The organism is Actinomadura sp. 1N219 (assembly GCF_044326405.1).
GTDB lineage: Bacteria > Actinomycetota > Actinomycetes > Streptosporangiales > Streptosporangiaceae > Spirillospora.
Genome location: NZ_JBIRAY010000007.1, coordinates 220,170 through 245,037, shown reverse-complemented (window position 1 = coordinate 245,037; position 24,868 = coordinate 220,170). Strand labels below are relative to the sequence as shown.

Sequence of the window (24,868 nt, the reverse complement as noted above, 5' to 3'; positions counted from 1 at the left end):
GCGGAGCATCGATGCGCAGACGGCTCTATGACGACGTCCACGAGGACTTCCGGCAGAGCTTCCGCTCCTTCGTCGCCGCCGAGATCCTCCCGCACCACGACCGCTGGGAGGACGCCGGGCGGGTGGACCGCGAGATGTTCACGGCGGCGGGCGAGGCCGGATACCTGGCGATGGCGGTCCCGGAGGAGTACGGCGGCCTCGGCGAGGACGACTTCCGGTTCAACGCCGTCATCGGCGAGGAGCTGCAGCGGGCGAACGTGATCGGGTCGGGCATGTGCATCACGCTGCACAACGACGTCGTCCTGCCGTACCTGCTGCACTTCGCCGACGAGCCGCAGAAGCGGCGCTGGCTGCCGGGAATGGTGACCGGCGAGCTCATGGGCGCGATCTCCATGACCGAGCCCGGCGCGGGCTCCGATCTGGCGGCGCTGACCACGAGCGCCCGCCTGGACGGCGACGACTACGTCGTCAACGGCGCCAAGACGTTCGTGACCAACGGCCTCAACGCCGACCTGGTCGTCCTGGTCGCCCGCACCGACCCCGCGCAGCGCCACAAGGGGATCAGCCTCCTCGTGGTCGAGGACGGGACGCCCGGATTCACCCGCGGCCGCCACCTCGACAAGATCGGGCTGCGCAGCCAGGACACCGCGGAGCTGTTCTTCACCGACGCGCGCGTCCCCGCCGCGAACCTGCTCGGCGGCGAGGGCGAGGGCTTCTCCATCCTGATGCGGAACCTGGCCCAGGAACGGCTGGGCCTGGCGGTGTCGGCGATCTCGGCCGCCCGCGCCGCCCTCTCCTGGACGGTCGAGTACTGCAAGCAGCGCGAGGTGTTCGGGCAGCCGCTGATGGCGCACCAGAACACCCGGTTCACCCTCGCCGACCTCGCCGTCCAGGTGGACGTCGGGCAGACCTTCGTCGACGCCCTCATCGAGGCCCACGGCCGCGGCGAGCTGACCGCCGAGGACGCGGCCAAGGCCAAGTACTGGACGACCGAACTGCAGCAGACGGTCGTCAACCGCTGCCTGCAACTGCACGGAGGCTACGGGTTCATGCGCGAGTTCCCGATCGCCAGGGCGTACCTGGACGCCAGGATCCAGACCATCTTCGGCGGCACGAACGAGATCATGAAGGAGATCATCGCGCGGACCCTGGACGGCGGCGACGTGGCGGGGGCGCGGCGATGAGCGTCGACATCGTCCGCAACGGCGGGATCACCGAGATCACGCTGAACCGTCCCGCCAAACGCAACGCCATGACCGACGCGATGTGGAGCGCCCTGGAGGAGGCCCTCACCGACCTCCGGGAGACCCGCGTCCTGGTCATCACGGGCGCGGGAGGCTCCTTCTGCGGCGGCTCGGACGTCTCCGGCCTCCTGGACGACCCCGGCTCGCTGCCCGACCGCATCGCCGTGTCGAACCGGTGCGTGCTGGCGATGCGCGAGCTGCCCGTCCCGACGATCGCCAAGGTCGGCGGGCCCGCCGCCGGGGCGGGCGCAAACCTGGCGCTGGCCTGCGACTTCGTCCTCGCGGCCGAGGACGCCTACTTCGCCCAGCTGTTCGTGCGCCGCGGGCTGTCGGTCGACAGTGGCGCGAGCTGGCTGCTGCCAAGGCTGGTGGGGGAGCGGCGGGCCCGCGAGTTGTGCCTCCTGGGCGACCGCGTCGGCGCCCCTTCGGCGCTCGACATGGGAATGATCACGCGGGTCGTCCCGGCGGACGGCCTCGACGGGGCGGTGACCGAGCTGGCCGAGCGCCTGCACGACCTGTCCCCGGCAGCACTGGCCGGAACGAAACGCATGCTGAACCAAACATGGCAGACCACCTTCGCCGAGGCCCTGAACGCCGAGGCCGCCAACCAGGTCGAGGTAATCCAAAGCCCCGAAGCCCACACCGCAATCAACGCCTTCAACGTCCGCCGCTCCTGACCGGGCTCAGGTCTCCTGGCATTGTTTGCGGTATCTGCCGGGAGCCACGCCGAATTCGCGTTTGAACGCGTTGGCGAATGCGAACTCGGACGTGTAGCCGATCCGCTGGGCCACCGCGCTGAGCGGCGCGTCCGAGTCGCGGAGGAGGCGGGCCGCGAGGGTCATCCGCCACCAGGTGAGATAGGCCATCGGCGGCTGGCCGAGGGTCGCGGTGAAACGGCGGGAGAAGGTCGTCCGGGACAGTCCTGCTTTCGCGCCCAGATCCTGGACGGTCCAGGCGCGGCCCGGGTCGGTGTGAATGGCGTTCAAGGCCGGTTGGAGTGCCGGGTCACGCAATGCCGCTCCCCATCCGGTCGTGCTGTGGTGGTGGTCGGACTGCTGCTCGTACCAAGCCCGAATCGCGTAGATGAGCAGCGCGTCCAGCAGGGCCGCTCGGAGGGCGTCCGATCCCGGGTGCGGACGTTCGAGTTCGGTGGCGAGCAGATCGACGGCCGCGTGCAGTGACGGATGGCGTCCGTGGCGGGCAGGGAGGTGCACGACCGCGGGGAGTTCGCCCAGCAGGGGATGGCGCCGGGCGACGTCCAGCAGGTAGGCGCCGCAGAGCATGACGACGGGGCCGTCGGCCGGGGGCTGGTCGTCGAGCCCGGTCAGCGGGGTGACGCTCGGGCCGCCCGGCGGCGGGCCGGACGACGCGTCGCCCAAGGCGTGCGCGTCACCATGCGGCAGCAGGACGACGTCGCCCGGACCCACGGTGACGGGGTCGCCGTCCGCCACTGTCAGGACGCACGTTCCCTGCAACATCACGTGGACCCCGGCGCCGGGAAAGGGGGGATGGCTCACCGCCCACGGAGGACGTCGTTCGGTGCGAGCGGAGTGAGGGCGTCCGGTCCGCATGACCAGGATCGCGTCGCTGAGCAGATCCACCGGCCCATCGTACGTAGAATGCCAGTGATGGCACGATCGCGTATGAATGCGGCACTATGACGCATTGAGCATCGCGATGCTCGCTCCTAGCGTGATCTTCTCGATCACCAGGAGGACATGTGAAGATCGCCGTCTATGGGGCCAACGGGTATCAGGGCAAGCTCGTGCTGGCCGAACTAGCGCGCCGGGGCATGGAGATGGTGCTCATCGGCCGCTCCCGCGAACGGCTCAGCGCCGCCGCGAGCCAGGTCGGCGTGGCCGACGCCGAGATCCGGATAGCCGACGCCGACTGCTCGCACGCACTCGCGTCCGTGGACGCGCTCATCAACTGCGCTGGCCCCTACACGGTGTCGGGCCAGGCGGTGGCACGCGCGGCGATAACGGCAGGCTGCCAATACGTCGACCTTTCCGGCGAGCAGCTGTACGTCAAGGAATTCTTCGACGACCTCGGACCGGACGCCGAACGGGCCGGTGTCGCCCTCGTCCCGATGATGACCGAGAGCGGCGCCATCGATGATCTGCTGGCGGCATTGCTGGCCGCGCGGCTCCAGCCCGCCGAGATCGCCCTCGCCCACAAGAACCTCAACACCGGCGGGCTCTCGCGAGGCTCCGCGAGAAGCGCCCTGAAGACCATCGACTTTCTCCGCACCGGGGGCCTCGCCTACGAGGACGGTAAATGGCGCACCGATGCCCCTGCCCTCCGCAAGTCGGTGACCTTTCTTGGAGGTGAGGACGTGCCGGTGGTGAAGTTCGCCATGCCTGCGGTCGTCACCATTCCGCGCCATGTGGACGTCCAGCGCGTCCAGGGCCTCCTTGATGCGGAGACAGGTGAACGCGTGACCGCCGCAGCCCTTTCCGAGGAACTGATTGAGGCGATGCCCGAAGGGCCGAGCGAGGAGGACAGGCGAGCACAGCGGTTCACGATCGTCGTCGACGCCACCGCCGACGACGGCAGCTCCGTCCAGGCCACGGCCACCGGCAACGACGCGTACAGGACCCCTGCCGTGATGGCCGTGGAGGCCGCCCGCCGGCTCATCGCCGACCCGCCGAAACCTGGCGTCCTGGCCCCGGCCCAGGCCTTTTCTCCCGCCGATTTCCTCGATTTCCTAGGCAGGAACGGCCTGACCTGGGCCATCGCGGGCTGGGAGGCGCGTTAACCGGGGTCTGTGGGGCCGTGGATTTCGCGTTGCCAGAGCCAGGTGGTGATTCGTTCTACCGCGCGGTTGCGGTGGCGGCGGTAGGTGCTGAACGGTAGGCCCAGCATCTCGGCTGCGCGTTCCTGGGTGGGTGCCGGACGCAGGAACGTGCGGTCGATGACCCGGTACAGGGATTCCTCGCTGCGGAGGGTGTCGGCGGCTTCGGTGATCAGGTCCGGGAGCGTTCCGGGGCGGTGCCGGACGAGCCGTGATCGCATGAGCGGATTGCCCGCGAGCCTTTCCGGACGGTGCAGATCCTTCAGCGCAGCCCGTACTGCGTCGGCGAATTCGGGCTGGGAGAGCACCAGTTCCGGGGCCGTTCCGGTGGGTGGGGTGGCGGCGGCGCCCAATTCGCGTTCGGCGGTCAGTTCCAGCCATTCCTCGACGCTCAGCCGCCGCCAGTCGTGAGCGTACACCTCGTAGGGACGGCCGCCGATCTCGTACCGGATGGCGTGGTGGAAATCGAAATGGCTCAGCAGCGGATCCCAGTAGTCGCGGTCGGACGGGACGGAGACGATGTCCCACGCCCGCGGCCCGTGCGCGATGATCTCCTGGCCGTTCCACAGCCGGATCAGCGTCTCCGCGCGGGACGGGCGGATGTGCGCCTCGGAGTCCACGAAGAACCGCCAGGCCATCACGCTTTCTCCGGGACGCGCCGGGCCGTGGCGGAGGGTGTACTCCCACATCGTCCGGGCGCCCGGATCCTCCGCCAGGTCGCGCTCGTCCGCCTCGTGCAGGGGCAGGAACGCCGCATACCCGAACATCTCGCCGGACGTCTCGCGGAAGGCGCCGAACGCGTCCGGACGGCGGTCCAGCCAGTACGCCGCGAGCCGGGCCTGCTCCTCGCCCTGGGTGTGACGGGTCAGGTCGAGCAGCGCCGCGTGGTCGTCCGGGCGCACCCCGTCGGTGAAGAAGCGGCCCAGCCCGGTGAGCTGCCAGTACGAGCTGACGACCGGATGGGACCGGCTGAGGAACAGCACGTCCGCGACGTGCTTGCGGCGGTCGCGCCGGTTCCCGGTCGCCTGCCGGACGCGCTCGACGAAATGCCCGCGCAGCCGCCGGTGCAAGGCCGCGTACCCGTCCGGGTCGCGCCAGCGCAGGTCCGCGTCCAGGATGTCGCGGGCGACGTCGTGGGGGAAGATGCCGTGGACTCCCTCCTCCATGAACGACAGCGTGCGCAGCCATCCGAACAACTCGCCCACGTCTTCGTCGCCGTCGAGCGTGGCGCGCAGCAGCTCCTCGGTGGTGAACCGGGAGTGCGCGCAGACCTGAAGCGCCTGCGCGTGCCGGGGTGAGGGGACCTGGTCGATCACGCGTCCGAGCAGGGCCCGGACGACGTCGGGGGCGCCGGCCAGCGCGTCCGGCACCGCGCGGCCCTCCCGCCGCTGCCGGACGATCATGTCCACGGTCAGCGAGAGCGCCAGCGGATGCCCGTGCGTCATGGCGAGGACCTGCTCGTGCAGGTCGTCCGGGACGCCCTCCACCCGCAGGTAGGCGCGGGTGTCCTCCGGACGCAGGTTCCGCAGCGACACCACCCGCAGCAGCTCCCGCCACCCCGGATCGGCCGTCCAGCGGGGGCCGGGCGCGTCCCGTCCGGCGATGACCACGAGCGCGTCCGACGGCAGCGACGGCAGGAAGGTCTCCCGCACCCAGTCGTCCAGCGGGCCGAGCAGCTCGTAGGTGTCGATCATGACGACCCGGCGGGCCGCGCCCGTTCCGGCAGGCTGCTCGAACGTCCCGGCCGCCTGCGCGAACGCCTCGGGGACCGGGTCCACGACGCGGGCGTCCACCAGCACGGGCGCGACCCCGTACCGGCGCGCCTCCTCGGCCAGCTCCGCGAGCAGCGCGCTCTTTCCGACGCCGCCGGGCCCGTGCAGGAACAGCACCGAGAACGGCGCGTCGGCATCGGCTTCGAGCACGCCGCCGAACAGCTCGATCTCCCCGGCCCGCCCCACGAACCGGCGCCGCCGGGCCCGCCGCAGCCGATCCCCGAACGTCCCGCTCATCGGCACCCTCCGCGCCCACCTTGCCCCGTCCTCCAACGCTAGGCCACGGGATCGGGCAGAAGTCGGACAGCGGATGGCCTGTCGAGTGGACACCGGACCGCCGGATGGTCGTCGTACCTCACCGCTACGAAGGAGGTACGGGACATGGGACGCGTCGGAGAACGCGCGGTCGTGCTCGGGGCCGGGATGGCGGGCCTGCTCGCCGCCCGGGTCCTCGCCGGGGCCTACGACCAGGTGACGATCGTCGAACGGGACGAGCCGCCCGAGCCCGGCAGGCCGCGGAAGGGCGTGCCGCAGGGACGGCACGCGCACATGCTGATGCCCCGCGGGCAGGAGATCCTGCGGGGCCTGTTCCCCGGGCTGGAGGACGAGCTGATCGACGCCGGGGCCGTGGTCGCCGACCCGAGCACCGAGCACCGGTTCAACCTGGGCGGGCACGCGCTGTGCCGGGTGCCGCGCAGCGACCGCGCGGTGCAGGCGAGCCGCCCGCTGCTGGAGGGCGCCGTCCGCGAACGGGTCCAGGCGCTGGACGGCGTCGTGTTCGTCCACGGCTGCGACGCGGTCGGGCTGGTCGCGCCCGATCCCCGGCGGGTCACCGGCGTGCGGATCATGCGCCGGGTCCCGGGCAGCGCCGAAGAGGAGCTCCCCGCCGACCTGGTGGTGGACGCGACCGGACGGGCCGCGCGGACCCGGCTCTGGCTGGAGTCGCTCGGCTACGACCCGGCCCCGCGCGAGGAGATCGAGGTCGGGGTGGCGTACGCGAGCCGTCCCGTCCGGCTGCCGCTGGGGTCGCCGCCCGACAAGGCCGTCGTGGTCGGCCCCGGGCCGGGACGGCCGCGCGGGATGGCGCTGATCGCGATCGAGGGCGACCGGCACCTGCTGACCGTCGCCGGGCTCGACAAGGGGCACCGGCCGCCGACCGACCCCGAGGGCTTCCTGGCCTACATGGAGGGCCTCGCCCCGCCGGACGTGGCGAGGGCGGTCCGCGCGGCCGAGCCGCTCGGGGAGATCTCCGCCCACCGCTACCCGTCCGACCTGCGGCACCGCTACGAGCGGCTGCGGCGGTTCCCGGCGGGCCTGCTGGTGACCGGGGACGCGCTGTGCAGCTTCAACCCGATCTACGCCCAGGGGATGACGGTCGCGTGCCTGGAGGCGCAGGTCCTCGCCCGGTGCCTGGAAGCCTCCGGCGCCCGCGACCTGACCCGCCGGTACTTCCGCGCGGTCGCCAGGGCGCTGGACGTCCCGTGGCGGATGGCCGTGGCCGCCGACCTGTCCATGCCCGAGGTGCCGGGACGGCGTAGCCCGGCGATCCGGCTGCTCAACGCCTATGTCGGCCGCGTCCAGGCGGCCGCGGCCCGCGACCCCGAGATCGCCGGACGGCTGGTGCGGGTGATCGGGCTCCTCGACCCGCCGACCGCGCTGATGCGCCCGTCCGTGCTTGCCGCCGCCTGCGCCGTCCGACGTACCGGCGAAGCCCTCCCGGGGACGACGCCGCACCCCGAAACCGCATCAGATCATCACTTCACCGTAGGAACCGAGCAGGGAGTGCAGAGATGAAGACGCTCGACCGAGCCGAACTGATCACGGTGACGGGCCTGGTCACCGGCGCCGCGGGCCTCCTGATCCAGAAGGTCGCCGGGGTGGAGATGCCGGTCGTCCCGCCCGGCATGATCATCCTGCTGGTGGTGGCCGCGCTGATGACCGCGACCCGCTGGCGCTGGACGCCCGTCCTGGCCGTCCTGGCCGCGCTGGCCGAGGTGGCCGGTTTCGTGGGCAGCCTGGCGGACGCCGACGCGTTCGGCGAGTTCGCCGGGGCGTCGGTCCGGGGCGCCGGGATCACCGTCGCGCTGGTCGCCGGGATCGCCGCCACGATCGGCAACTACAGGTCCCGGAAGTCCGCCGCGCCCGCGCCGACGCGCTGATCCGCCCCGAGCGTCGCCCGTCCCGGCTCACCCGGGACGGGCGACGCCGTCGGCTTCACGGGGCCTACGAGGCGACGCGGAGGGCGATCAGGGCTATGTCGTCGGTGCCGGTGCTGGGCATCGCGTCCAGGAGCGCGTCGCAGAAATCCTCCAGGGGACGGGACGCGAGCGCGGACGCGTGCAGGCGGAGCCGGTCCAGGCTGGCGTCCAGGTCCTCGCCGGGATGTTCGACGAGGCCGTCGGTGTAGAGCAGCAGGGTGGAGCCGGGCGGCAGCGGTTCGGTCGCGCTGCTGTAGGGCTGGTCGAGCGGGGAGCCGAGCAGGGGGTCGGCGACCTCGTCCAGAAAGCGGCCGTCGCCGCCGGGCGGGATCAGGAGCGGCGGCGGATGCCCGGCGACGGCGTAGGTGAACTGCCACCGGCCGGGCGCGGCCTCCTCGACGCGGGACAGGACGCACGTCGCCGTCGCGTCCGGGTCCACCGTCTCCATGGCGGCGTTGAGGCGGCGGAGGATCTCGCAGGGCGGGGTGAGGCGATCGGCGGTCAGCACGCGGAGCATGTTGCGCAGCCGGCTCATCTCCACGGCGGCGGCCAGGTCGTGGCCGACGACGTCGCCGATGACCATGACGGTCGCGCCGTCCGGCAGGACGAACGAGTCGTACCAGTCGCCGCCCACCCCGGCCGCGGCGGGGCTCGCCAGGTACCGGGCCGCGAGCCGCAGGTCGGCGAGCTCGGGCGGGTCGGCGAGCAGGCTGTGCTGCAGGGCCAGGGCGAGCTGCTGGGTGCGGTGGTGCTGGACGGCGCTGCTCAGCGCGTCGTGGGTGTGGTTGAAGACCTGCTGCATGAGGGCGATGTCGGCCGGGCCGAGGGGCGCGCGGTCGCCGCGCCGGGCGGCCGTGACCGCCGCCGCCACGGTCCCGTCGACGATGACCGGCATCAGCACGACGCTGGTGGCCTCGGCCCGCTTCAGCCAGGCGACGGTCGTCCTGGGCAGCAGGTCCTCGGGCGGGCGGCCCGGCGGGAAGGTGCGGCGCAGCGGACGGCGCGCCTTGATCGCGCGGGCGAACCCGCTGTCGGGGGCGAAGCGCTCCGCGCCGACCGGCGGCTGCCGCCGCACGCCGCCCCGCGACGCGGTCGCGATGCGGTGCGCGACGATCGGCGCGCCCGCCGGCCGGTCGACGAGGTCGGGCAGCAGGTGCACCCCGCAGCCGTCGGCGAGGTCGGGGACGAGCACGTCCGCGAGCGCGGCGAACATCCCGGCCAGGTCGGTCTGCTCCCCGGCCGCCGCCGCGGCCCGGTCGAGCAGCTCCCGGCGCTGCCGCTGCTGCCACTGCTCCTCGACGTCGGTGCAGGTCCCGACCCACTCCACCACGACGTCGCCCTCGAACACGGGAGCGGCGTGGACGTCGTAGTGCCGGTACTCGCCGTCCCGCCTCCGCACCCGATAGGTGTAGTGCCACGGACGGGCCCGCCCGCACGTCTCCCGCCACGACCGCAGCGCCGGCGCGCGGTCGTCGGGATGCAGGACGTCCGACCAGCCGTCGCCGCGGTACTCCTCCCACGACTGGCCCGTCACCTCCTCCCAGACGCCGCTCGACTCCGTCACGTGGCCGGATGGGTCCGCCACCCACACGATCTGCGCGCTCAGCCACACCAGGCTCTCGAACCGGCGCCGGGTCCGCTCCTGCTCCTTGGTGGCCCGGTCCGCCCGCCGCGCGGCGGCGACCTGCTCGGTCACGTCCACGGCGATGATCAGCACGCCGGGCCGCCCGTGGGTGAACCGGGACAGGCTGATGGACAGGAACCGGTCCGGGTCGGCGGACGACGCCGTCCGCACCGGCGCCTCGACGAGGGTGACCGGCTCCCCGGTGGCCAGCACATGGTCGAGGAGGCCGCCGTAGTCCCGCTGGACCCGATCGCTGAACGCGTCCGCGATCGGCAGGCCCAGCGGAGGGTCGCCGACATGGGTCCGGAAGGCGAGGTTGGTGTACGCCACCCGGTGGTCGGGCCCGGCCGTCAGCGCGACCGCGACCGGCGTCGGGCCGAACGCCTCCAGCGCCAGCCACTCCATGCCACGGCTGCCAGCGTCATGCATCACGCGTCCCCCGGTTGGTCCGCCGCACCCGCGATATCTCCTCCCTACCCACGATCCCCGGCCGTATCAGCCGTCCGCCGCCCCCCGGTGGAAAGGATGCGGAGGTTCCCGCCCGCGGGGTCGGACAAACGCGTCCTGACCGTCACCTGTCCGGGCGTGCGAGAATCCCGTCATGGAAACGAGCGAGGACGCGGGCGCCGAGGCGCAACTTCCTCTTCGTGACGTCGTCGCGAGGCGCATCCGGGAACTGATCCTCACCGGAGGGCTGAGCCCGGGGGAGCGGCTGCCCGAGGATCACCTGGCCGAGCAGCTGGGCGTCTCGCGGAACCCGGTGCGGGAGGCGCTCCGGACGCTGGAGGCCGAGGGCTTCGTCCAGGTCGCCGCCCGCCGCGGCGCGTCCGTGGCCACGCTGTCGATCAAGCAGGCGGACGATCTGTTCGACCTGCGGCTCGCGCTCGAACCCCTCGGCGCCCGGCTGGCGGCGCGCCATGTCACCCAGCCCGCGGTGGACCTGCTGCGGAAGATCCTCGCGATGGCGCAGCAGGACGGCGCCCGGCGCAGCGCGCAGGAACTCTCCGACCTGCACACCGAGCTGCACTCGAAGATCTTCGAGATGTCGCGGAACGACCACCTCATCAGCGTCGCCCTGCCGATCGTGCGGCGGGGGCAGTGGCTGCTCCTCCAGCACTCCTCGCTCAAGAACCCGCACGCCTGGGACGAGCACGAGCCCCTGATCGCCGCGATCGAGATGGGCGCCGAGGAACTCGCGGAGACGACCGCGCGGGCCCACGTCCTCAGCGTCCGGCACCGTCTCCTGCCCCGGATCGGCTGAGCGCTCCTTTTCCGGGGCCGGTCAGCTTCCGGGCCGGTCAGCGGCCGGCGGCGTACGCCTGGGCGCTGCGCGGGTCGGCCGCCGCCTTGAGCCGCCGGCCTTCCTTGGCGACGGCGGTGAGGCGGCCGAGCCGCCACGGGCCGGGCACCACGACGCGATGCCCCCGCCGCGTGAGCTCCTCCCGGACCTGTTCCGGGAACCGGCTCTCCATGACCAGCTCACCGCGCCGGGAGTCCCTGGGATAGAACGAGGCGGGGAAGTGCGTGGTGTGGAAGAGCGGCGCGTCGATGGCGGCCTGGAGGTCGTTCGAGCCGCGCCGGTCCTGCGCGACGACGTCGGTCAGGAACGCGGCCTGCCACTGGTCCTGCTGGTCGCCGCCGGGGGTGCCCATCGCCATCCACGGAACCCCGTCGCGGAACACCAGCGACGGCGTCAGGGTCGTGCGCGGACGGACGCCGGGCCGCAGCGAGTTGGGACGCCCCTGGTCGAGGTAGAACATCTGCGCCCGCGTCCCCAGCCCGAATCCGAGTTCGGGGATGACCGGCGAGCTCTGCAGCCAGCCTCCGCTCGGGGTCGCGGAGACGAAGTTGCCCCAGCGGTCGACGACGTCGACGTGGCAGGTGTCGCCGCGCGCCGCGCCGAGCTTGCCGAGGGTCGGTTCGCCCAGCTCACCGGCCGTTTCCGTCCCGGCGGCGGGGGCGAGGTGCGGCAGCCGGGGCGCGCGCCCGTCGGGACGGCCGGGCCGCAGGTCGAGATCGGCCAGGTCGGTGACGAGCGCGGCCCGCTCGCGCGCGTAGTCCTCGGACAGCAGCCGGGCGAGGGGGACGTCGGCGTGGTCGGGGTCGCCGTACCAGGCCTCCCGGTCGGCGAAGGCGAGCTTGGCCGCCTCGGTGATCAGGTGCACCCAGCCCGGCGAGCGGACCTCGTGGTCCCACAGGCCGAGGGCGTCGAACAGGCGGACCTGCTGGGCGAGCACCGGCCCCTGGCTCCACGGGCCCGCCTTGAACACGGTGTAGCGGTCGGCGAAGGGCGCCGAGACGGGGTCCTCGACGGAGGCGCTCCAGGCGTCGAGGTCGTCCCCGGTGAGCAGGCCGGAGTGGTCGGCGCCGGACGAGTCGCGCCAGGCGGTGGCGCGGAAACGGTCGATGGCCTCGGCGACGAAGCCCCGGTAGAAGGCGTCCCTGGCGGCCTGGATCCGCTGCTCCCGGGTCGTCCCGGTGGCCTCGGCGAGGATGCGCCGGTAGGTCGCCCCGGTCGCGGGCAGCCGCCACCACGCCTTCGGCGCGGGCGCTACGGCTCCGTCCAGCCACACCTCGGCCGACGTGCGCCAGTGGTCGAGGAACAGCGGGCGGACGGCGTCGATCGCCGCGCTCGTCGTCGGCAGCAGCGGGAAGCCGGTCTCGGCGTAGTGGATCGCGTAGGCGAGGACGTCCTCCAGCTCCCAGCTCCCCCAGCGGGCGAGCATCGTGAGCCAGCCGTCGAACGCGCCGGGGACCACCGCCGCCAGCGGGCCGCTGCCCGGCACCAGGCCGAGCGAGAGTCCGGCGAAGTGCTCCGCCGTCGCGGCGGCGGGGGACACCCCCTGCCCGCAGACGACGCTCGCCGCCTGCTCCCGCCCGCTCCAGGTCAGCGCGACCAGGTCGCCGCCGGGTCCGCACAGGTGCGGCTCGACGATCTGCATGACGAACCCCGCCGCCACGGCCGCGTCGGCCGCGTTGCCGCCCCGCTCCAGCACGTTCATCGCCGACGCGGACGCCAGCCAGTGGGTGCTGGCCACCATGCCGAAGCTGCCGTTGAGTTCCGGACGGGTCTGCATGGGCTCAACTCCCGGGGGGCGAAATGATCGAGGGGATTCCGAGGACTGTATACGAAAACGCTTCCTCTCCATCTCGCGACTTGGGACTATCTTGTCGCGAGACGTTGAATCGTATACCGTCATCCCTCACGTGCCCGGCCACGCGGCACCGTCCCGACCGAAACTCGACGCCTGGACCGTCCATGGATCCGGAGGAGTATTGACCATGAGCGCACCGGAGCCCGTCCTCAGCAGGCGCCGTCTGTTCGGCATCGCGGGAGGCGCGGCGGCCGCGCTGGCCCTCGGCGGCTGCGGATCGCTGGGCGGCGGCGGGTCCAAGGACGGCAAGCTGCACCTGAACATGTTCATCTGGGCCGGCTCGAACCAGGGCGTCCTGCCCCGCGAGGTGGTCAAGCAGTTCCTCGCCGAGAACCCCGAAGTGTCGATCGACTTCGTCGAGTCCAACAACACCGTGACCTATCCGAAGATGGTCGCGGCCAAGAAGACGACGCCCGACGACAACTACGTCGACTTCGGGTTCTTCAACGCCTCCACCTTCGCGCAGGGCGTCGAGGACGACATGTGGGACGCGCTGAACCCGTCCGCCGTGACGAACATGTCCCACGTCCTCAAGCCGTACCAGGTGAAGGACAACCTGGGCGCCGGCTACCAGCTCACCCTCGCCGGGCTGCTCCACAACAAGAAGGTCGCCCCGGCCGCGCCCACCTCGTGGAAGGCGCTGTGGGACCCGGCCTTCGCCGGGAAGGTGGCGGTCTTCGACTACCAGTGGATCCCGCTCGTCCTCGCGGCGCGGCTGAACGGCGGCAGCGAGACGAACATCGACCCGGGATTCAAGGTGTGGGCCGAGCACGCGAGCCAGTTCAAGGCCCTGCTCAATTCCAACGACCAGCTGCTCAACCTGATGTCCAGCGGCGACGCGGCGCTGAGCTACTGGTGGTACAGCATCTCCAAGGAGTGGATCAAGGGCGGCGCCCCCTTCGAGTACGTCACCCCGGCGGAGGGCGCGGTCTCCTTCCCCGCCTACCTCGCCATGGTGTCCAACCTGAACTCGGAGCAGAAGGACGTCGCGCAGCAGATCATCAACCGGCTGCTCGACGCCAAGGCCGCCGGTCGTTACGCCGATCTCACCGGCACCATCGCCGCGACCGACAACGCGGTGCTGACCGAGCGGCAGAAGAAGGACCCCGAGCTCCAGCCCGAAGTGGGCCTGAAGGCGATGCGGTTCGACTGGGGCGCGGTCGCCTCCCAGGACGCCGAATGGCGCAAGCGCTGGGACAGCGAAGTCAAGTCACGGATGAAGTGAGGCCGTACTCCCGATGAAAGACCAGGGCCAGGCCGGGCCGCCCCACGCGGTCGAGATCCGGGGCGTCCGGAAAGCCTTCAACGGGGCCGTCGCGCTCGACGGCGTGTCGATCGACGTCCCGGACGGTTCGTTCTTCTCGCTGCTCGGGCCGAGCGGCTGCGGGAAGTCCACCCTGCTCCGCGTGATCAGCGGATTCGAGCCCCCGGACGCCGGAACGCTCCACATCGCCGGGCGGGACATGACCGACGCGCCCCCGAACCGGCGCCCCACCGCGATGGTCTTCCAGCGGTGGGCGCTGTTCCCGCACATGAACGTCCGGGACAACGTCGCGTACGGGCTCCGCCTGCGGAAGGCCGGCAAGCAGCGGATCCGCGCGCGGGTGGACGAGCTGCTAGCGCTGGTCGGCCTGGAGGAGCACAGCGCGAAGCGGCCGAGCCAGCTGTCCGGCGGGCAGCAGCAGCGGGTGGCGCTCGCGCGCGCCCTGGCGATCGAGCCGCAGGTGCTGCTGCTGGACGAGCCGCTCGCCTCCCTCGACCTCAAGCTGCGGCTCCAGATGCAGCTGGAGCTGAAGCGGATCCAGCGCGAGGTCGGCACCACGTTCGTCTTCGTCACCCACGACCAGGGCGAGGCGATGACGATGTCGGACGCGATCGCGGTCATGAAGGACGGCCGCGTCCAGCAGATCGGCAGCCCGCAGGAGATCTACGACGAGCCGCGGTCGGCGTTCGTGGCCGACTTCATCGGCGACACCAACCTGCTGGAGCTGGACGAGCCCGTCCGCGACGGCCGGATGACCGTCGGCGGCCGGACGTTCGCCGCCCCGGACCGCGCCGCCGCCGGCGACGGCGGTTGCGAGGCGCTCAGCCTGCGGTACGAGCGCGTCCGGGTCGGCGACGAGCTGGACTGCGCCAACGTCGCGGACGCGGCGGTCGAGGAGGTCGTCTTCTTCGGCGGCTCGATCCGCTACCGCGTCCGGCTGGACGGCGGCGGGCGGGAGCTGGTGGCCGAGGTGCCCCGGACCGGGGTCGAGTCCCCGTACCCGATCGGCGCCAAGATCCGCGTCGGCTGGGACCCGGACGCGGCGATCCCGCTCGCCTCATGACCGCCGCGACGTCCTCGAAGCCGGGCGCCGCCGGACGCTCCGGGGCCCGCGTGCGCTCCGCCGCCGCGGGCTGGTTCCTGCTGTTCCCGGCGCTGCTGCTGATCGTCCTGTTCTTCATCGTGCCGATGGTGATCTTCTTCAGGTACGGGTTCGGCACCACCGAGGACAACGGGATCGGCGACTCCGGCTTCACCCTGGAGCACTACCGGTCGTTCCTGACCGACAGCTACTACACCGACATCCTGCTGAGCACGGTCAAGATCGCCGCGATCGCCACCGTGTTCTCCGTGCTGGTCAGCTACCCGCTCGCCTACGCGATGTGGCGGACGGACAGCGACTGGCTGCGGGTCACGCTCGGCGTCGTCGCCTTCCTGCCCATGCTGGTGAGCTCCGTCGTCCGGGCGTACGGGTGGCAGGTCGTCCTCGCCGACCACGGCCCGCTGGCCTGGTTCCTCAAGACCGCCCATCTCAGCGACCATCCGCCCGAGCTGCTGTTCCAGACCAGCGGCGTGGTCATCGGCATGGTCCACATGTTCCTGCCGTTCGTCGTCTACCCGGTCTACACGTCGCTGCAGCAGATCGAGCCCGAGGTGCTGGAGTCGTCGTCCGACCTGGGCGCGAGCTGGTTCACGACGTTCCGGCGGGTCACGTTCCGGCTGTCGCTGCCGGGCCTGGTGGCCGGGGCGCAGATCTGCTTCACGCTCGTGCTCGGGTCGCTGGTCATCCCGTCGATCCTGGGCGGCGGACGGGTCAAGTTCCTGCCGGTGACCATCTACAACGACACCAGTTCCGTCGAGTGGCCGATCGCGTCCGTGGAGAGCACGGTGCTGCTGGTGGGCGCGCTCGTCGCCGTCCTGGTCTTCGGCGCCGTCTCGCGCAGGACGAAGGTGAAGTGATGGCAGCGTCCTCCACGTTCCGGGCGGCCCGCGTCCGCAGGCTGATCCTGCATGTGATCACCGCGCTGTGCGTCTTCTTCGTGCTCGCGCCGCTGGTCATCGTGATCCTGAACTCGTTCAGCAGCGTGTCGTACAACAAGTTCCCGCCGCCCGGCTTCTCGCTGAAGTGGTACGAGAACATCTTCCAGGTGCCGGAGTTCGGGAATTCGGCGATCTATTCGCTGGTCCTCGCGGCGCTGTCGACGGTGCTCGCGACCGTCATCGGAGCGATGGCCTCGTACGCCTTCGTCCGGGGCAGGCTGTTCGCCAAGGGGCTGATCTCGGGGGCCATTCTCGCGTCGCTCGTCGTCCCCAAGATCGTCCTGGGCGTCGGCCTCTTCGTCTTCTTCGCGAAGATCGGCGGCTACGGGCAGCTGTGGTCCGTCGTGGTCTCGCACGCGGTCATCTCTCTGCCGTTCGTGGTGACGCTGGTGAGCGCGGCGATGGTCGGCCTCGACCGGAGCCTCGAAGAGGCGTCCCGCGACCTCGGGGCCTCGCCGCTCACCACGTTCCGCCGGATCGTCCTGCCGCAGATCCGGGTCTCGATCACCGTCGGGGCGCTGTTCGCGTTCATCGTCTCCTTCGACCAGCTGGAGTCCACGATCTTCCTGCTGAAGCCGGGGACCGAGACCCTGCCGATCGCCCTGTTCAACTACACGATCAAGCACCAGGACCCGACCGTCGCCGCGCTGTCGTCGCTGATGATCCTGTTCAGCGTGGCGCTCGTCATCGTGGCGGCGGTCCTGCTCAAGCGCGGCAACGCGATGGAGGCCCTGCGCCGCAGCCAGGGGAGCCAGAAGTGACGGATACCAAGGAGGCCCTCGCATGACGGACCTGGGAGGCCGGACCGTCCTGGTCACCGGCTGCAACGGCCGGATCGGACGCGCGATCGTCCGGCTGCTGCTCGACTCGGGCGCCCGGGTCGGCGGCGCCGACCTCGGCGAGACCACCTCGATCCCGGAGGGCGACGACTTCCGCTACACGTCCTGCGACGTCTCCGACGCGGACAGTGTCGAGGAGGCGGTGACGCGGCTCGAAGACGCCCTCGGCCGGTTCGACGGCCTGGTGAACTCGCACGGCTACTACCCGAACCTGCCGCTCACGAAGATGACGGTCGAGGAGTGGGACCGCGTCTTCGCGGTCAACGCGCGCGGCAGCATGCTCACCACCCGCGCGATGCTGCTGCGCTGGATCGAGCGGGGCGCCGCCGGTTCGATCGTCAACATCAGCTCCTGCGCGGCGACCTCGCCGCGCACCGGCGGCAGCCACTATAGCGGCTCCAAGGCCGCCGTGAACTCGCTGACCGCCGTCACCGCGATCGAGGGCGGGCCGCACGGGATCCGCGCCAACGCCATCCAGCCCGGACTCGTCCTGGACGAGGTGCAGCACAAGGGCGACGAGGGCCTGCACCCGTACTTCGCCCTCCAGCTCGACCTCACCCCCCTGGGACGGACCGGCGCACCGGACGACATCGCCCACGCGGCCGCGTTCCTGCTCTCCGACGCGTCCGCCTGGACGACCGGCGCCGTCATCGACATCAGCGGCGGCTCCCACGCAGGCCGCACCCAGATGCCCGAGACCTCGGAGATGCGATGAAGGTCCACATCGTCGGAGCCGGCGCCATCGGCGGGATCGTCGCGGCGCACCTCGTCCCGGCGGGGCACGACGTCACGGTGGTCGACGCGAACGAAGAACATGTCGAGGCGATCAAGCAGGACGGGCTGACGTTGACCGGCCACGTCGAGCGCGGCGTCGCCGTCCGCGCCCTCCACACCTCCGAGCTGGACGAGCCGCTGAGCACCGTCCTGCTCGCGGTGAAGGCCCGGCACACCGAGGCCGCCCTGGAGCCGGTCGCCCCGCTCCTGACCGGTGACGGGTACGTCGTCTCGCTGCAGAACGGGCTGGAAGAGGCCAAGATCGGCGCCCTGGTGGGGCCGGACCGGGTCGTCGGCTCGCTGCTCACCTTCGGCGGCTACTACGCGTCCCCCGGCGTGATCCACTACATGGGCCCCGGCACCCTGCTCGTGGGCGAGATGGACGGCCGTCCATCCGCACGGACGCAGGAACTCGCCGACACGTTCACCCAGGACTTCCATCAGGCGGAGGCGACCGGCAACATCGCGGGCGCCCTGTGGAGCAAGGCCGCCATAGGAGCGGCCTACATCGCGACGGCGCTCGTCGACGAGGACGTCCCGGTCATCTTCGGCTGGACGGAGTACCGCCCCATGTTCGAGGCCCTGGTCGCCGAAGTGGCCGGAGTCGCGGCGGCGGACGGCGTCCGTTGCGTCGCGCTCGACGGCTTCGACCCGGCCGTCTTCACCGCCGTCCCCCGCGACGCCGCCCGCGCGGACGCCGCCTGGAAGGCGCAGCAGGACTACTGGCACGCCCACGGCATCGGCCGGACCGGAGTCTGGCGCGACCTCGCCGTCCACCGCCGCCAGACCGAGGTCGACCAGATCGTCGGCCCGGTCGTCGCCCTGGCCCGCGAACAGGGCCGCGACGTGCCGCTGCTGGCCGGCCTGCTGGACCTCGTCCACGGCGCCGAACAGGGGACCGTCGAGCGCGGCACCGCCTGCCTGGACCATCTCGCGTCACTGATGAAGAGGACCTCCGCATGACCGCCGCCGGACTCCCGTACCGCGCGCCCCGCCACGAGGGATACCGCTCCTTCTCCTACCTGGACGAGGGCGCCGACTACGAGACCTTCGACCTCGCGCCCGAGCTGGACCGTCTCCCCGCCTACGACCTCGGTCTCACGCCCGAGCAGGACGAGCGGCGGCAGGCGCTGATCAACGACAACATCGTCATCAGCCTGCACGACCACCCGACGCGGCACGCCCAGGACCTCGGCCAGGCATTCGACTACATCCGCACCGGGCGCCAGCACACCGCGTACGAGGGGCTCTCGCGCTCCGGCCTCACCGCCGTCTTCGACAACCTCCTCGGCGGCACCTGCTGCGTGACCAGCAAGTCCGGCTGGAAATGGGACGACGTCCTGTACGACCTCGGCATGCGGCTGTCCGACATCGCCCACCAGGACTACATCCGCGTCGCGCACCGCCTCTCCGACATCGAGGAGGCGCACCGGCGCGGCGGCCTCGCGATGGTCATGGGCCTGGAATGCTCGACGCCCATCGAGAACGAGGTCGACCGGCTCGACATCCTCTACGGCTTCGGCATCCGCCAGATGGGGATCGCGTACTCCGAGTCCAACTCCCTCGGCAGCGGCCTCAAGGAGGCGGGCGACGGCGGGCTCACCGTCTTCGGCAAGCGGGCCGTGGAGCGGATGAACAAGCTCGGCATCGCCATCGACGTCTCGCACTCGGGCGACCGGACGTCGCTCGACACCATCGAGGCGTCCGAGCAGCCGGTGCTGATCACCCACGCCGGGGCCCGCGCGCTGTGGCCGATCCCGCGGCTCAAGCCCGACGACGTCCTGCGCGCCTGCGCCGAGTCGGGCGGCGTGCTCGGCCTGGAGGCGGCCCCGCACACCACCATCTCGCCGGACCACCCCGTCCACACCCTCGACTCGGTCATGGACCACTTCATGTACTGCGTCGAGCTCATGGGGATCGACCACGTCGCGTTCGGCCCGGACACCATGTACGGCGACCACGTCGGCTCGCACCGCGTCTTCGCCGCGAACTTCGGCGTCCACCAGGCGACCGGGACGCCGGACCACCCCACGGTCGACCACGTCGCCGGCCTGGAGAACCCGAGCGAGTGCTTCCACAACATCGTCGGATGGCTCGTCCGGGAGGGCTGGAGCGACGAGGACATCCTCAAGGTCACGGGCGGCAACGTCATGCGCGTCCTGGAGACCATCTGGCACTGACCGGCCGCTTCAAGGCGCGAGCCGGTTGAACGCCTTCTTCCCGGGGGCGGCCGTGGTCAGGAGTCGCGACTCGGCGTCCGCCAGCAGCGCGGTGGCGTGCGCGCAGGTCCGATGCACGGCGGTCGCCTCGACGTAGCCGTGCTCCCGCAGCGCGCCGAGGATGTGCAGCAGGACGCCCGTTCCCCGCGAGCGGTCGTAGAGGAGACCGGCCTGGCGCAGGACGTCGACGGCCGTCCCGGGGGAGAGGCTCGTCATCTCGTCGGAGTACAGCCGGCGGTGGACGTACCGCACCGGCCCGTCCGGCGTCCGCCCGTCCGCGCCCAGCCGCGACCGCGCCGCCGCCTCGACGGCATCGAGGACGTGCGACGGCGCGACCTTCCGCGCGTTGATCTCCACCGCGAAGAGGGACCCGTCGCGCCGTCCGATGAAATCGATGCCGAACGAGCCGCGCATCCCTCGCTCGGCCAGGACCTGCCCCGTTTTCTCCACACCCTCGCGGATCTGATCCACGAACCTCTCCGGAGCCGGGAACTCGCAGCCGACGTACTGACCGGACCGGACGATCTGCTGATGGCTGGACACGACCCTGACCGCACCGTCCGGCGTGATGATCCCCTGGCCGCTGGGCGAGCATTCGGCGTCGTCCAGGAACTCCTCCACCACCGCCCCCTGAGCGGGGATCTCCGACCTGAAGTCGGGCCACGGTTGCAGGATCGTGTCGATCGACAGGCCGATGTCGCCGGTCCGCGCCAGCTCGGCGGCGTCGACGACCAGGTTGCCGACCGCGTCCCCCCACTCGGGCCCGTTCAGCTTGACCATGACGCGCACCGGCGCGCCGGGCCCGCGAACCAGTTTCAGCGCCGCCTCGGCGACCTCCTCCTCGGACCAGCAGAGCGACGACTCGCCCGGCGCCGTCGGGACGCCGGCGAGCCGGAACGCCTCCTTGCCTCCCGCCTTGCTGCCCCAGTAGCGCGCGAGGTCCGCAGAGGGCTCCGACAACGGAATGCCGAGCCGCCGCCCCAATTCCTCACCGAACGGATCCGCCGCGAAGACATGCAGCCGTGCCTGCTCCGCGCTCTCCACCTCGCGCCGCAGCCGCTCCATCGCCTTCACGTCCCGGCACAGCGACTCGGCCAGCGACGCGTTCTCCGGCGAACCCGCCGTCATCATCGTCAACCGGCTGCGTGCGGCGGCCGCCTCCGCGCCGTTCATCCCGCACGCCTCACGCAGGTGATACGACAGCACTTCCGGGACGACCGGACGCGACGTCAAAAGGACGAGACGTTTCCGCGAATCCCGCAATCCCGCCACATGGGTCAGCCCGCGCTCGACGAAATATTCGACATACGGGAGTTCGCGAACCACCCCCGGGCTGTAGTGCATCGAATAGACCGCGATGTCCAGCAAGGAACCCCCGTTTTCCGGCGCGTCTGACATCGCCGTCACCCCAATCCGGTCGAATGAGGTACTTTCCGACCGGCCGCCGTCCAGTCCCAAGATCAGGCCAAGGATTCTCCCGGCGGCGCTCAGCCGGTGGTCAGGGAGCGGATGGTCCGGGTCGCGGCGGTGTGGACGTCGGACTTGGAGTGGCCGAGGTGGGTGACGGCGCGCAGGAGGGTGGGGTGGTGCGAGTTGGACCACAGGACGCCGCCCGCGCGCAGGCGGTCCCGGGCGGCGTCGCGCGCGAGGCCGAGCGGCTCCACGTCGAGGAAGACGAAGTTGGTGTCGGTCGCGGCGGGGTCGACCGGCAGGCCGCCCTCGGCGAGCAGGGCGGCCAGGGCGCGCGCGTTGGCGTGGTCGTCGGCCAGCCGGGCGACGTGGTGCCGGAGCGCGTAGCGCGCGGCCCCGGCCAGGACGCCGGCCTGGCGGAGCGAGCCCCCGAGCATCTGGCGGATCCGCCGGGCGGGGGCCAGCACGTCGGCGCGGCCGACGAGGGCCGCGCCAGCCGGGCAGCCGAGGCCCTTGGAGAAGCAGACCGCGACGGTCCGCGCCCGCGCGGTGATCCGGGCGGGCGGGACGTCCAGCGCCACGGCGGCGTTGAAGAGGCGCGCCCCGTCGATGTGGACGGCGAGTCCCAGCTCGTCGCAGGTGTCGTAGAGGTCGTCCAGGGCGGGGAGCGGCCAGACCCGTCCGCCGGAGACGTTGTGGGTGTCCTCCACGAGGGCGAGCACGGTCCGGGGCCGGTGCTCGGAGTCCCCGAGCTGGGCGATCTCGCGGACCTGGCCCCCGGTGAACACCCCGGCCGTCCCCGGCAGGCCGGTGACGACGGCGCCGGCGAGGAAGGCGGGGCCGCCCGCCTCGTAGCGGAACATGTGGCTGTGCCGCTCCCCGACGATCTCCTGGCCGCGCTCCACCTGGCACAGCATCGCGATCTGGTTGGCCATCGTCGCGGACGGGACGAACACCGCCGCCTCCTGGCCGAGCAACTCGGCGAGGTCGTCCTCCAGGGCGAGGACGGTGGGGTCCTCGCGCTCCTGCTCGTCGCCGAGCGGGGCGGTGGTCATCGCGCGCAGCATGCCCTCGGTGGGCAGCGTCTTGACGTCGGAGCGAAGGTCGATCATGGGTTCCCTATCCGGCGAGGTATCCGCCGTCGACGACGATCTGGGCGCCGGAGACGAACGAGGCCCCGGGCGAGCAGAGGAACGCCACCACCTCGGCGATCTCCTCCGGCCGCCCCCGGCGGCCGAGCGGCGGCAGGCCCGAGACGCCCGAGCGCGCCTGGTCGGTCTCCACCAGCTCGACGAGCCGGTCGCTGACGGGCGTGCTGATGTCGCCCGGGTCGACCTGGACGACCCGCACGCCCGACGGCCCGAGCTCCATGGCGAGCGCACGGGTCAGCCCGGTCAGCGCGGACTTGCTCACGGTGTAGGCGGCGGCGTCGAGCTGGCCCCGGTGCGCGGCGATCGACCCGATGTTGACGATGACGCCGCCGCCCGCCGCGACCATGTGCCGCGCGGCCTCGCGGGCGCAGGCGAACGGCCCGGCGGTGTTGACCGCGAGGATGCGCGCCAGCAGTTCGTCGGACGTGTCGAGCAGCGGCGCCTTCGCGGGGGCGCCGGTCACGGCCGCGCAGTTCACCAGGATCTCCGGCGGCCCGTGCGCGGCGGCGACCGCGGCGACGGCCGCGCCGATCGCGGCCGGGTCGCCCGCGTCGACCTCCATCACCTCGGCGATCTCCGCGAGGTCTGTGCGGGCGCGTTCGACGGCGCCGGGCCCGGCCTCGAAGACGACGACGGTCCGGCCCGGGGCGGCGAGACGGCGGGTGATGGCGGATCCGATGCCGCCACCACCGCCGGTGACGATCACGCTTCTGCTCATGGAACGTTCCTCTGCTCAGGTGAAGGAGGCGGGCAGCCGGCCCAGGTCGAAGGCGGCGAGGGCCTGCTCGATGTGCCAGGACGCGTCCGCCATCACCGGCGTGCCGTGGCCGGGGAGCAGGACGTCGGGCCGCGCGTCGCGGAGCCGTTCCAGCGACCGCCGCAGCTCCTGGACGTCGGCGTCCTCGGCGCCCGGCAGGACGATCCGTCCCCGGCTGAAGAGCAGGTCGCCCGTGCAGGCGTAGGTCGTGCCGCCGGCGGTGAACAGGTAGGCGGTGTGGTCGGCGCTGTGCCCCGGTGTGGGGAGTGCCTGGATCGGGCCCAGGTCCGCCTCGTCCGGCGTCAGCACGCCGGGGCAGGGCGCGAACCGGTAACCGGGCGGGTAGATCCCGGCGCGCAGCGCGGCGTCCAGGCCCAGCGGGCCCGGGTCGGCCGCGCGGACGAGCTCGGCCGTGCGCGCCCCGGCGACGATCATGGTGCCCGGCGCGGCGAGCCCGGCGGCGCCGCCCGCGTGGTCGGCGTGCGCGTGCGTGAGCACGGCGCCGCGTAGCGGGAGACCGCCGAGCGCCTCGCGGACGCGGGCGAGCAGGACCGGCTGGTCGAGGCCGCTCCCGGTGTCGGCGAGCCAGGCTCCGTCCGCGCCCCGGAGCAGGTAGACGTTGCTGTCGTAGGCGTTGCTGAGCCCAGCGCCGAGCCGTCCGCCGCCGACCAGGTCGACGTTCGCGTCAAGCCGCACGGCGGTCCGCCCCGGCGACGATCGCGGCCACGTCGCCCGGCGCCACGCGCAGCTCGTGCCGCAGCATCATGACGATCCCGGACGACGAGGCCCGCACGACCTCGGCCCGCCGCCCGCCGTCGTCGTACACGGCGCCGATCCGCTGCCCGGAGCTCACCGCGTCCCCGGCCGAGACGGACGAGGCGAACGACCCCGCCACAGTGACCAGGACGCCGGTGTCGGTGTCGCCGTCCCCGCCGGTCACGACCGTCTGGCGTCCGGGCGGCGGCCCGGCGAACGACACGGGCTCGACGGCGCCCGCCACCTCCAGCAGGCGCAGGACGCCCCGCACGTAAAGATCGAGGTCGGCTTCGCGCAGCGCGCCGCCCCCGCCGCTCTCGAAGTAGGCCCACGGCTTCCCGAGCGCGTCGGCGTGGCTGACGGATCGGCCCGGCGCGACCGACCCGTGCGCCCACAGGTACGGGAACGGCGTCGTGCGGGCCGCGTCCAGCAGCGGACGGCCGCCGAGCGTCCCGGCCGCGCCGAACCCGCACATCGGCGGCATCCGGTAGCGGCGCCCGGCGGAGTGCAGGTCGATGAGCAGGTCACAGGGTTCGATCAGCTCGCGGGCTATCGCGTGGGCGATCCGCGCGCTGAGGTCGCCGCCGGGGTCGCCGGGGAAGACCCGGGCGAGGTTCACGCCGCCGTCGCCGTGCCGGGTGCCCGCCGCGAGGGCGGGCGGGTTCGCCCGGGGCAGCACGGTCACCGTGCCGCGGACGTGCGCCGACGCGAGCTCGTCCGCGACCCGGTACGCGGCGAGGACGCCCTCCGGCTCGTCGCCGTGCACGCCGCCGAGGATCGTCACGGCGGGCCCGCCGCCGGAGCCGAACCGGACGGTGTCGAGGTCCAGGTCCGGTCCGGCCGCGAGCCGTTCCTTCACCGCTGTCATCGC

22 protein-coding genes are annotated in these 24,868 nt (G+C 72.2%); 13 read left to right on the top strand and 9 right to left on the bottom strand.

Annotation, left to right across the window (positions count from 1 at the left end; translation table 11 throughout):
- Positions 1 to 11 precede the first annotated feature (11 nt).
- Together ACH35V_RS22970 and ACH35V_RS22965 are read left to right on the top strand one after the other, a co-directional pair.
- Positions 12 to 1,184 (top strand): acyl-CoA dehydrogenase family protein, encoded by a 1,173-nt coding sequence (locus ACH35V_RS22970; RefSeq protein WP_395975010.1) that lies wholly within the window; start codon positions 12 to 14, stop codon positions 1,182 to 1,184.
- On the top strand, positions 1,181 to 1,921 hold the full coding sequence (locus tag ACH35V_RS22965; RefSeq protein WP_395975009.1) for an enoyl-CoA hydratase/isomerase family protein: 741 nt from the start codon (positions 1,181 to 1,183) through the stop codon (positions 1,919 to 1,921). The genes ACH35V_RS22970 and ACH35V_RS22965 overlap by 4 nt, the downstream gene beginning before the upstream one ends.
- Positions 1,922 to 1,927: 6 nt before the next feature.
- On the opposite strand, the gene ACH35V_RS22960 is transcribed toward ACH35V_RS22965, so the two are convergent.
- The gene (locus tag ACH35V_RS22960; RefSeq protein WP_395975008.1) at positions 1,928 to 2,845 is read right to left on the bottom strand and encodes an AraC family transcriptional regulator; all 918 of its coding nucleotides are present in this window, start codon (positions 2,843 to 2,845) and stop codon (positions 1,928 to 1,930) included.
- Between the two features lie 119 nt (positions 2,846 to 2,964).
- Between ACH35V_RS22960 and ACH35V_RS22955 the strand changes: the two genes are divergently transcribed.
- Positions 2,965 to 4,002, top strand: coding sequence for a saccharopine dehydrogenase family protein (locus ACH35V_RS22955; RefSeq protein ID WP_395975007.1), 1,038 nt, complete (start codon positions 2,965 to 2,967; stop codon positions 4,000 to 4,002).
- Here ACH35V_RS22955 and ACH35V_RS22950 read toward each other — a convergent pair.
- On the bottom strand, positions 3,999 to 6,047 hold the full coding sequence (locus ACH35V_RS22950; RefSeq protein ID WP_395975006.1) for an AAA family ATPase: 2,049 nt from the start codon (positions 6,045 to 6,047) through the stop codon (positions 3,999 to 4,001). The two genes, ACH35V_RS22955 and ACH35V_RS22950, sit on opposite strands and share 4 nt — an antisense overlap.
- 144 nt (positions 6,048 to 6,191) lie before the next feature.
- On the opposite strand from ACH35V_RS22950, the gene ACH35V_RS22945 reads away from it, so the two are divergent.
- Together ACH35V_RS22945 and ACH35V_RS22940 are read left to right on the top strand one after the other, a co-directional pair.
- The gene (locus ACH35V_RS22945; RefSeq protein WP_395975005.1) at positions 6,192 to 7,604 is read left to right on the top strand and encodes an FAD-dependent oxidoreductase; all 1,413 of its coding nucleotides are present in this window, start codon (positions 6,192 to 6,194) and stop codon (positions 7,602 to 7,604) included.
- Positions 7,601 to 7,969 (top strand): hypothetical protein, encoded by a 369-nt coding sequence (locus ACH35V_RS22940; RefSeq protein ID WP_395975004.1) that lies wholly within the window; start codon positions 7,601 to 7,603, stop codon positions 7,967 to 7,969. The genes ACH35V_RS22945 and ACH35V_RS22940 overlap by 4 nt, the downstream gene beginning before the upstream one ends.
- A 64-nt stretch (positions 7,970 to 8,033) precedes the next feature.
- Here the strand turns inward: ACH35V_RS22940 and ACH35V_RS22935 are convergent, their stop codons facing one another.
- Positions 8,034 to 10,061, bottom strand: coding sequence for a SpoIIE family protein phosphatase (locus ACH35V_RS22935; protein WP_395975003.1), 2,028 nt, complete (start codon positions 10,059 to 10,061; stop codon positions 8,034 to 8,036).
- Positions 10,062 to 10,233: 172 nt separating this feature from the next.
- On the opposite strand from ACH35V_RS22935, the gene ACH35V_RS22930 reads away from it, so the two are divergent.
- Positions 10,234 to 10,893, top strand: coding sequence for a GntR family transcriptional regulator (locus tag ACH35V_RS22930; protein WP_395975002.1), 660 nt, complete (start codon positions 10,234 to 10,236; stop codon positions 10,891 to 10,893).
- 37 nt (positions 10,894 to 10,930) lie between these two features.
- Here the strand turns inward: ACH35V_RS22930 and ACH35V_RS22925 are convergent, their stop codons facing one another.
- Positions 10,931 to 12,709 carry a gamma-glutamyltransferase family protein gene (locus tag ACH35V_RS22925; protein ID WP_395975001.1) on the bottom strand — a complete coding sequence of 593 codons (1,779 nt, stop codon included), beginning with the start codon at positions 12,707 to 12,709 and terminating at the stop codon, positions 10,931 to 10,933.
- A 205-nt stretch (positions 12,710 to 12,914) separates the two neighbouring features.
- Here ACH35V_RS22925 and ACH35V_RS22920 point away from each other — a divergent pair, with 205 nt between their 5' ends.
- The 7 genes from ACH35V_RS22920 to ACH35V_RS22890 are packed head-to-tail and all read left to right on the top strand — an operon-like array spanning position 12,915 to position 19,884.
- A complete protein-coding gene (locus ACH35V_RS22920; protein WP_395975000.1) occupies positions 12,915 to 14,012 on the top strand; it encodes a PotD/PotF family extracellular solute-binding protein in 1,098 nt (365 codons plus the stop codon).
- Between the two features lie 13 nt (positions 14,013 to 14,025).
- A complete protein-coding gene (locus ACH35V_RS22915) occupies positions 14,026 to 15,114 on the top strand; it encodes an ABC transporter ATP-binding protein (protein ID WP_395974999.1) in 1,089 nt (362 codons plus the stop codon).
- Positions 15,111 to 16,010: an ABC transporter permease gene (locus ACH35V_RS22910; protein ID WP_395974998.1), complete on the top strand. Its 900-nt coding sequence runs from the start codon at positions 15,111 to 15,113 to the stop codon at positions 16,008 to 16,010. Before ACH35V_RS22915 ends, ACH35V_RS22910 begins: the two co-directional genes overlap by 4 nt.
- A complete protein-coding gene (locus tag ACH35V_RS22905) occupies positions 16,010 to 16,852 on the top strand; it encodes an ABC transporter permease (protein ID WP_395974997.1) in 843 nt (280 codons plus the stop codon). The genes ACH35V_RS22910 and ACH35V_RS22905 overlap by 1 nt, the downstream gene beginning before the upstream one ends.
- A gap of 22 nt (positions 16,853 to 16,874) precedes the next feature.
- On the top strand, positions 16,875 to 17,645 hold the full coding sequence (locus ACH35V_RS22900) for an SDR family NAD(P)-dependent oxidoreductase (RefSeq protein WP_395974996.1): 771 nt from the start codon (positions 16,875 to 16,877) through the stop codon (positions 17,643 to 17,645).
- Positions 17,642 to 18,667, top strand: a complete 1,026-nt coding sequence (locus ACH35V_RS22895; protein WP_395974995.1) for a ketopantoate reductase family protein — start codon at positions 17,642 to 17,644, stop codon at positions 18,665 to 18,667. Before ACH35V_RS22900 ends, ACH35V_RS22895 begins: the two co-directional genes overlap by 4 nt.
- Complete coding sequence (locus ACH35V_RS22890) at positions 18,664 to 19,884, top strand: dipeptidase (RefSeq protein ID WP_395974994.1); 1,221 nt, start codon at positions 18,664 to 18,666, stop codon at positions 19,882 to 19,884. The genes ACH35V_RS22895 and ACH35V_RS22890 overlap by 4 nt, the downstream gene beginning before the upstream one ends.
- A gap of 9 nt (positions 19,885 to 19,893) precedes the next feature.
- Here the strand turns inward: ACH35V_RS22890 and ACH35V_RS22885 are convergent, their stop codons facing one another.
- From ACH35V_RS22885 to ACH35V_RS22865, 5 genes are all read right to left on the bottom strand, one after another.
- Positions 19,894 to 21,249 (bottom strand): peptide ligase PGM1-related protein, encoded by a 1,356-nt coding sequence (locus ACH35V_RS22885; RefSeq protein WP_395974993.1) that lies wholly within the window; start codon positions 21,247 to 21,249, stop codon positions 19,894 to 19,896.
- A gap of 161 nt (positions 21,250 to 21,410) precedes the next feature.
- Positions 21,411 to 22,445 carry a threonine aldolase family protein gene (locus ACH35V_RS22880; RefSeq protein ID WP_395974992.1) on the bottom strand — a complete coding sequence of 345 codons (1,035 nt, stop codon included), beginning with the start codon at positions 22,443 to 22,445 and terminating at the stop codon, positions 21,411 to 21,413.
- A 7-nt stretch (positions 22,446 to 22,452) separates the two neighbouring features.
- Positions 22,453 to 23,202 carry an SDR family NAD(P)-dependent oxidoreductase gene (locus ACH35V_RS22875; RefSeq protein ID WP_395974991.1) on the bottom strand — a complete coding sequence of 250 codons (750 nt, stop codon included), beginning with the start codon at positions 23,200 to 23,202 and terminating at the stop codon, positions 22,453 to 22,455.
- A 15-nt stretch (positions 23,203 to 23,217) separates the two neighbouring features.
- On the bottom strand, positions 23,218 to 23,937 hold the full coding sequence (locus ACH35V_RS22870) for an MBL fold metallo-hydrolase (protein ID WP_395974990.1): 720 nt from the start codon (positions 23,935 to 23,937) through the stop codon (positions 23,218 to 23,220).
- Positions 23,927 to 24,865, bottom strand: a complete 939-nt coding sequence (locus tag ACH35V_RS22865; RefSeq protein ID WP_395974989.1) for a succinylglutamate desuccinylase/aspartoacylase family protein — start codon at positions 24,863 to 24,865, stop codon at positions 23,927 to 23,929. Before ACH35V_RS22865 ends, ACH35V_RS22870 begins: the two co-directional genes overlap by 11 nt.
- Between the last annotated feature and the right edge of the window lie 3 nt (positions 24,866 to 24,868).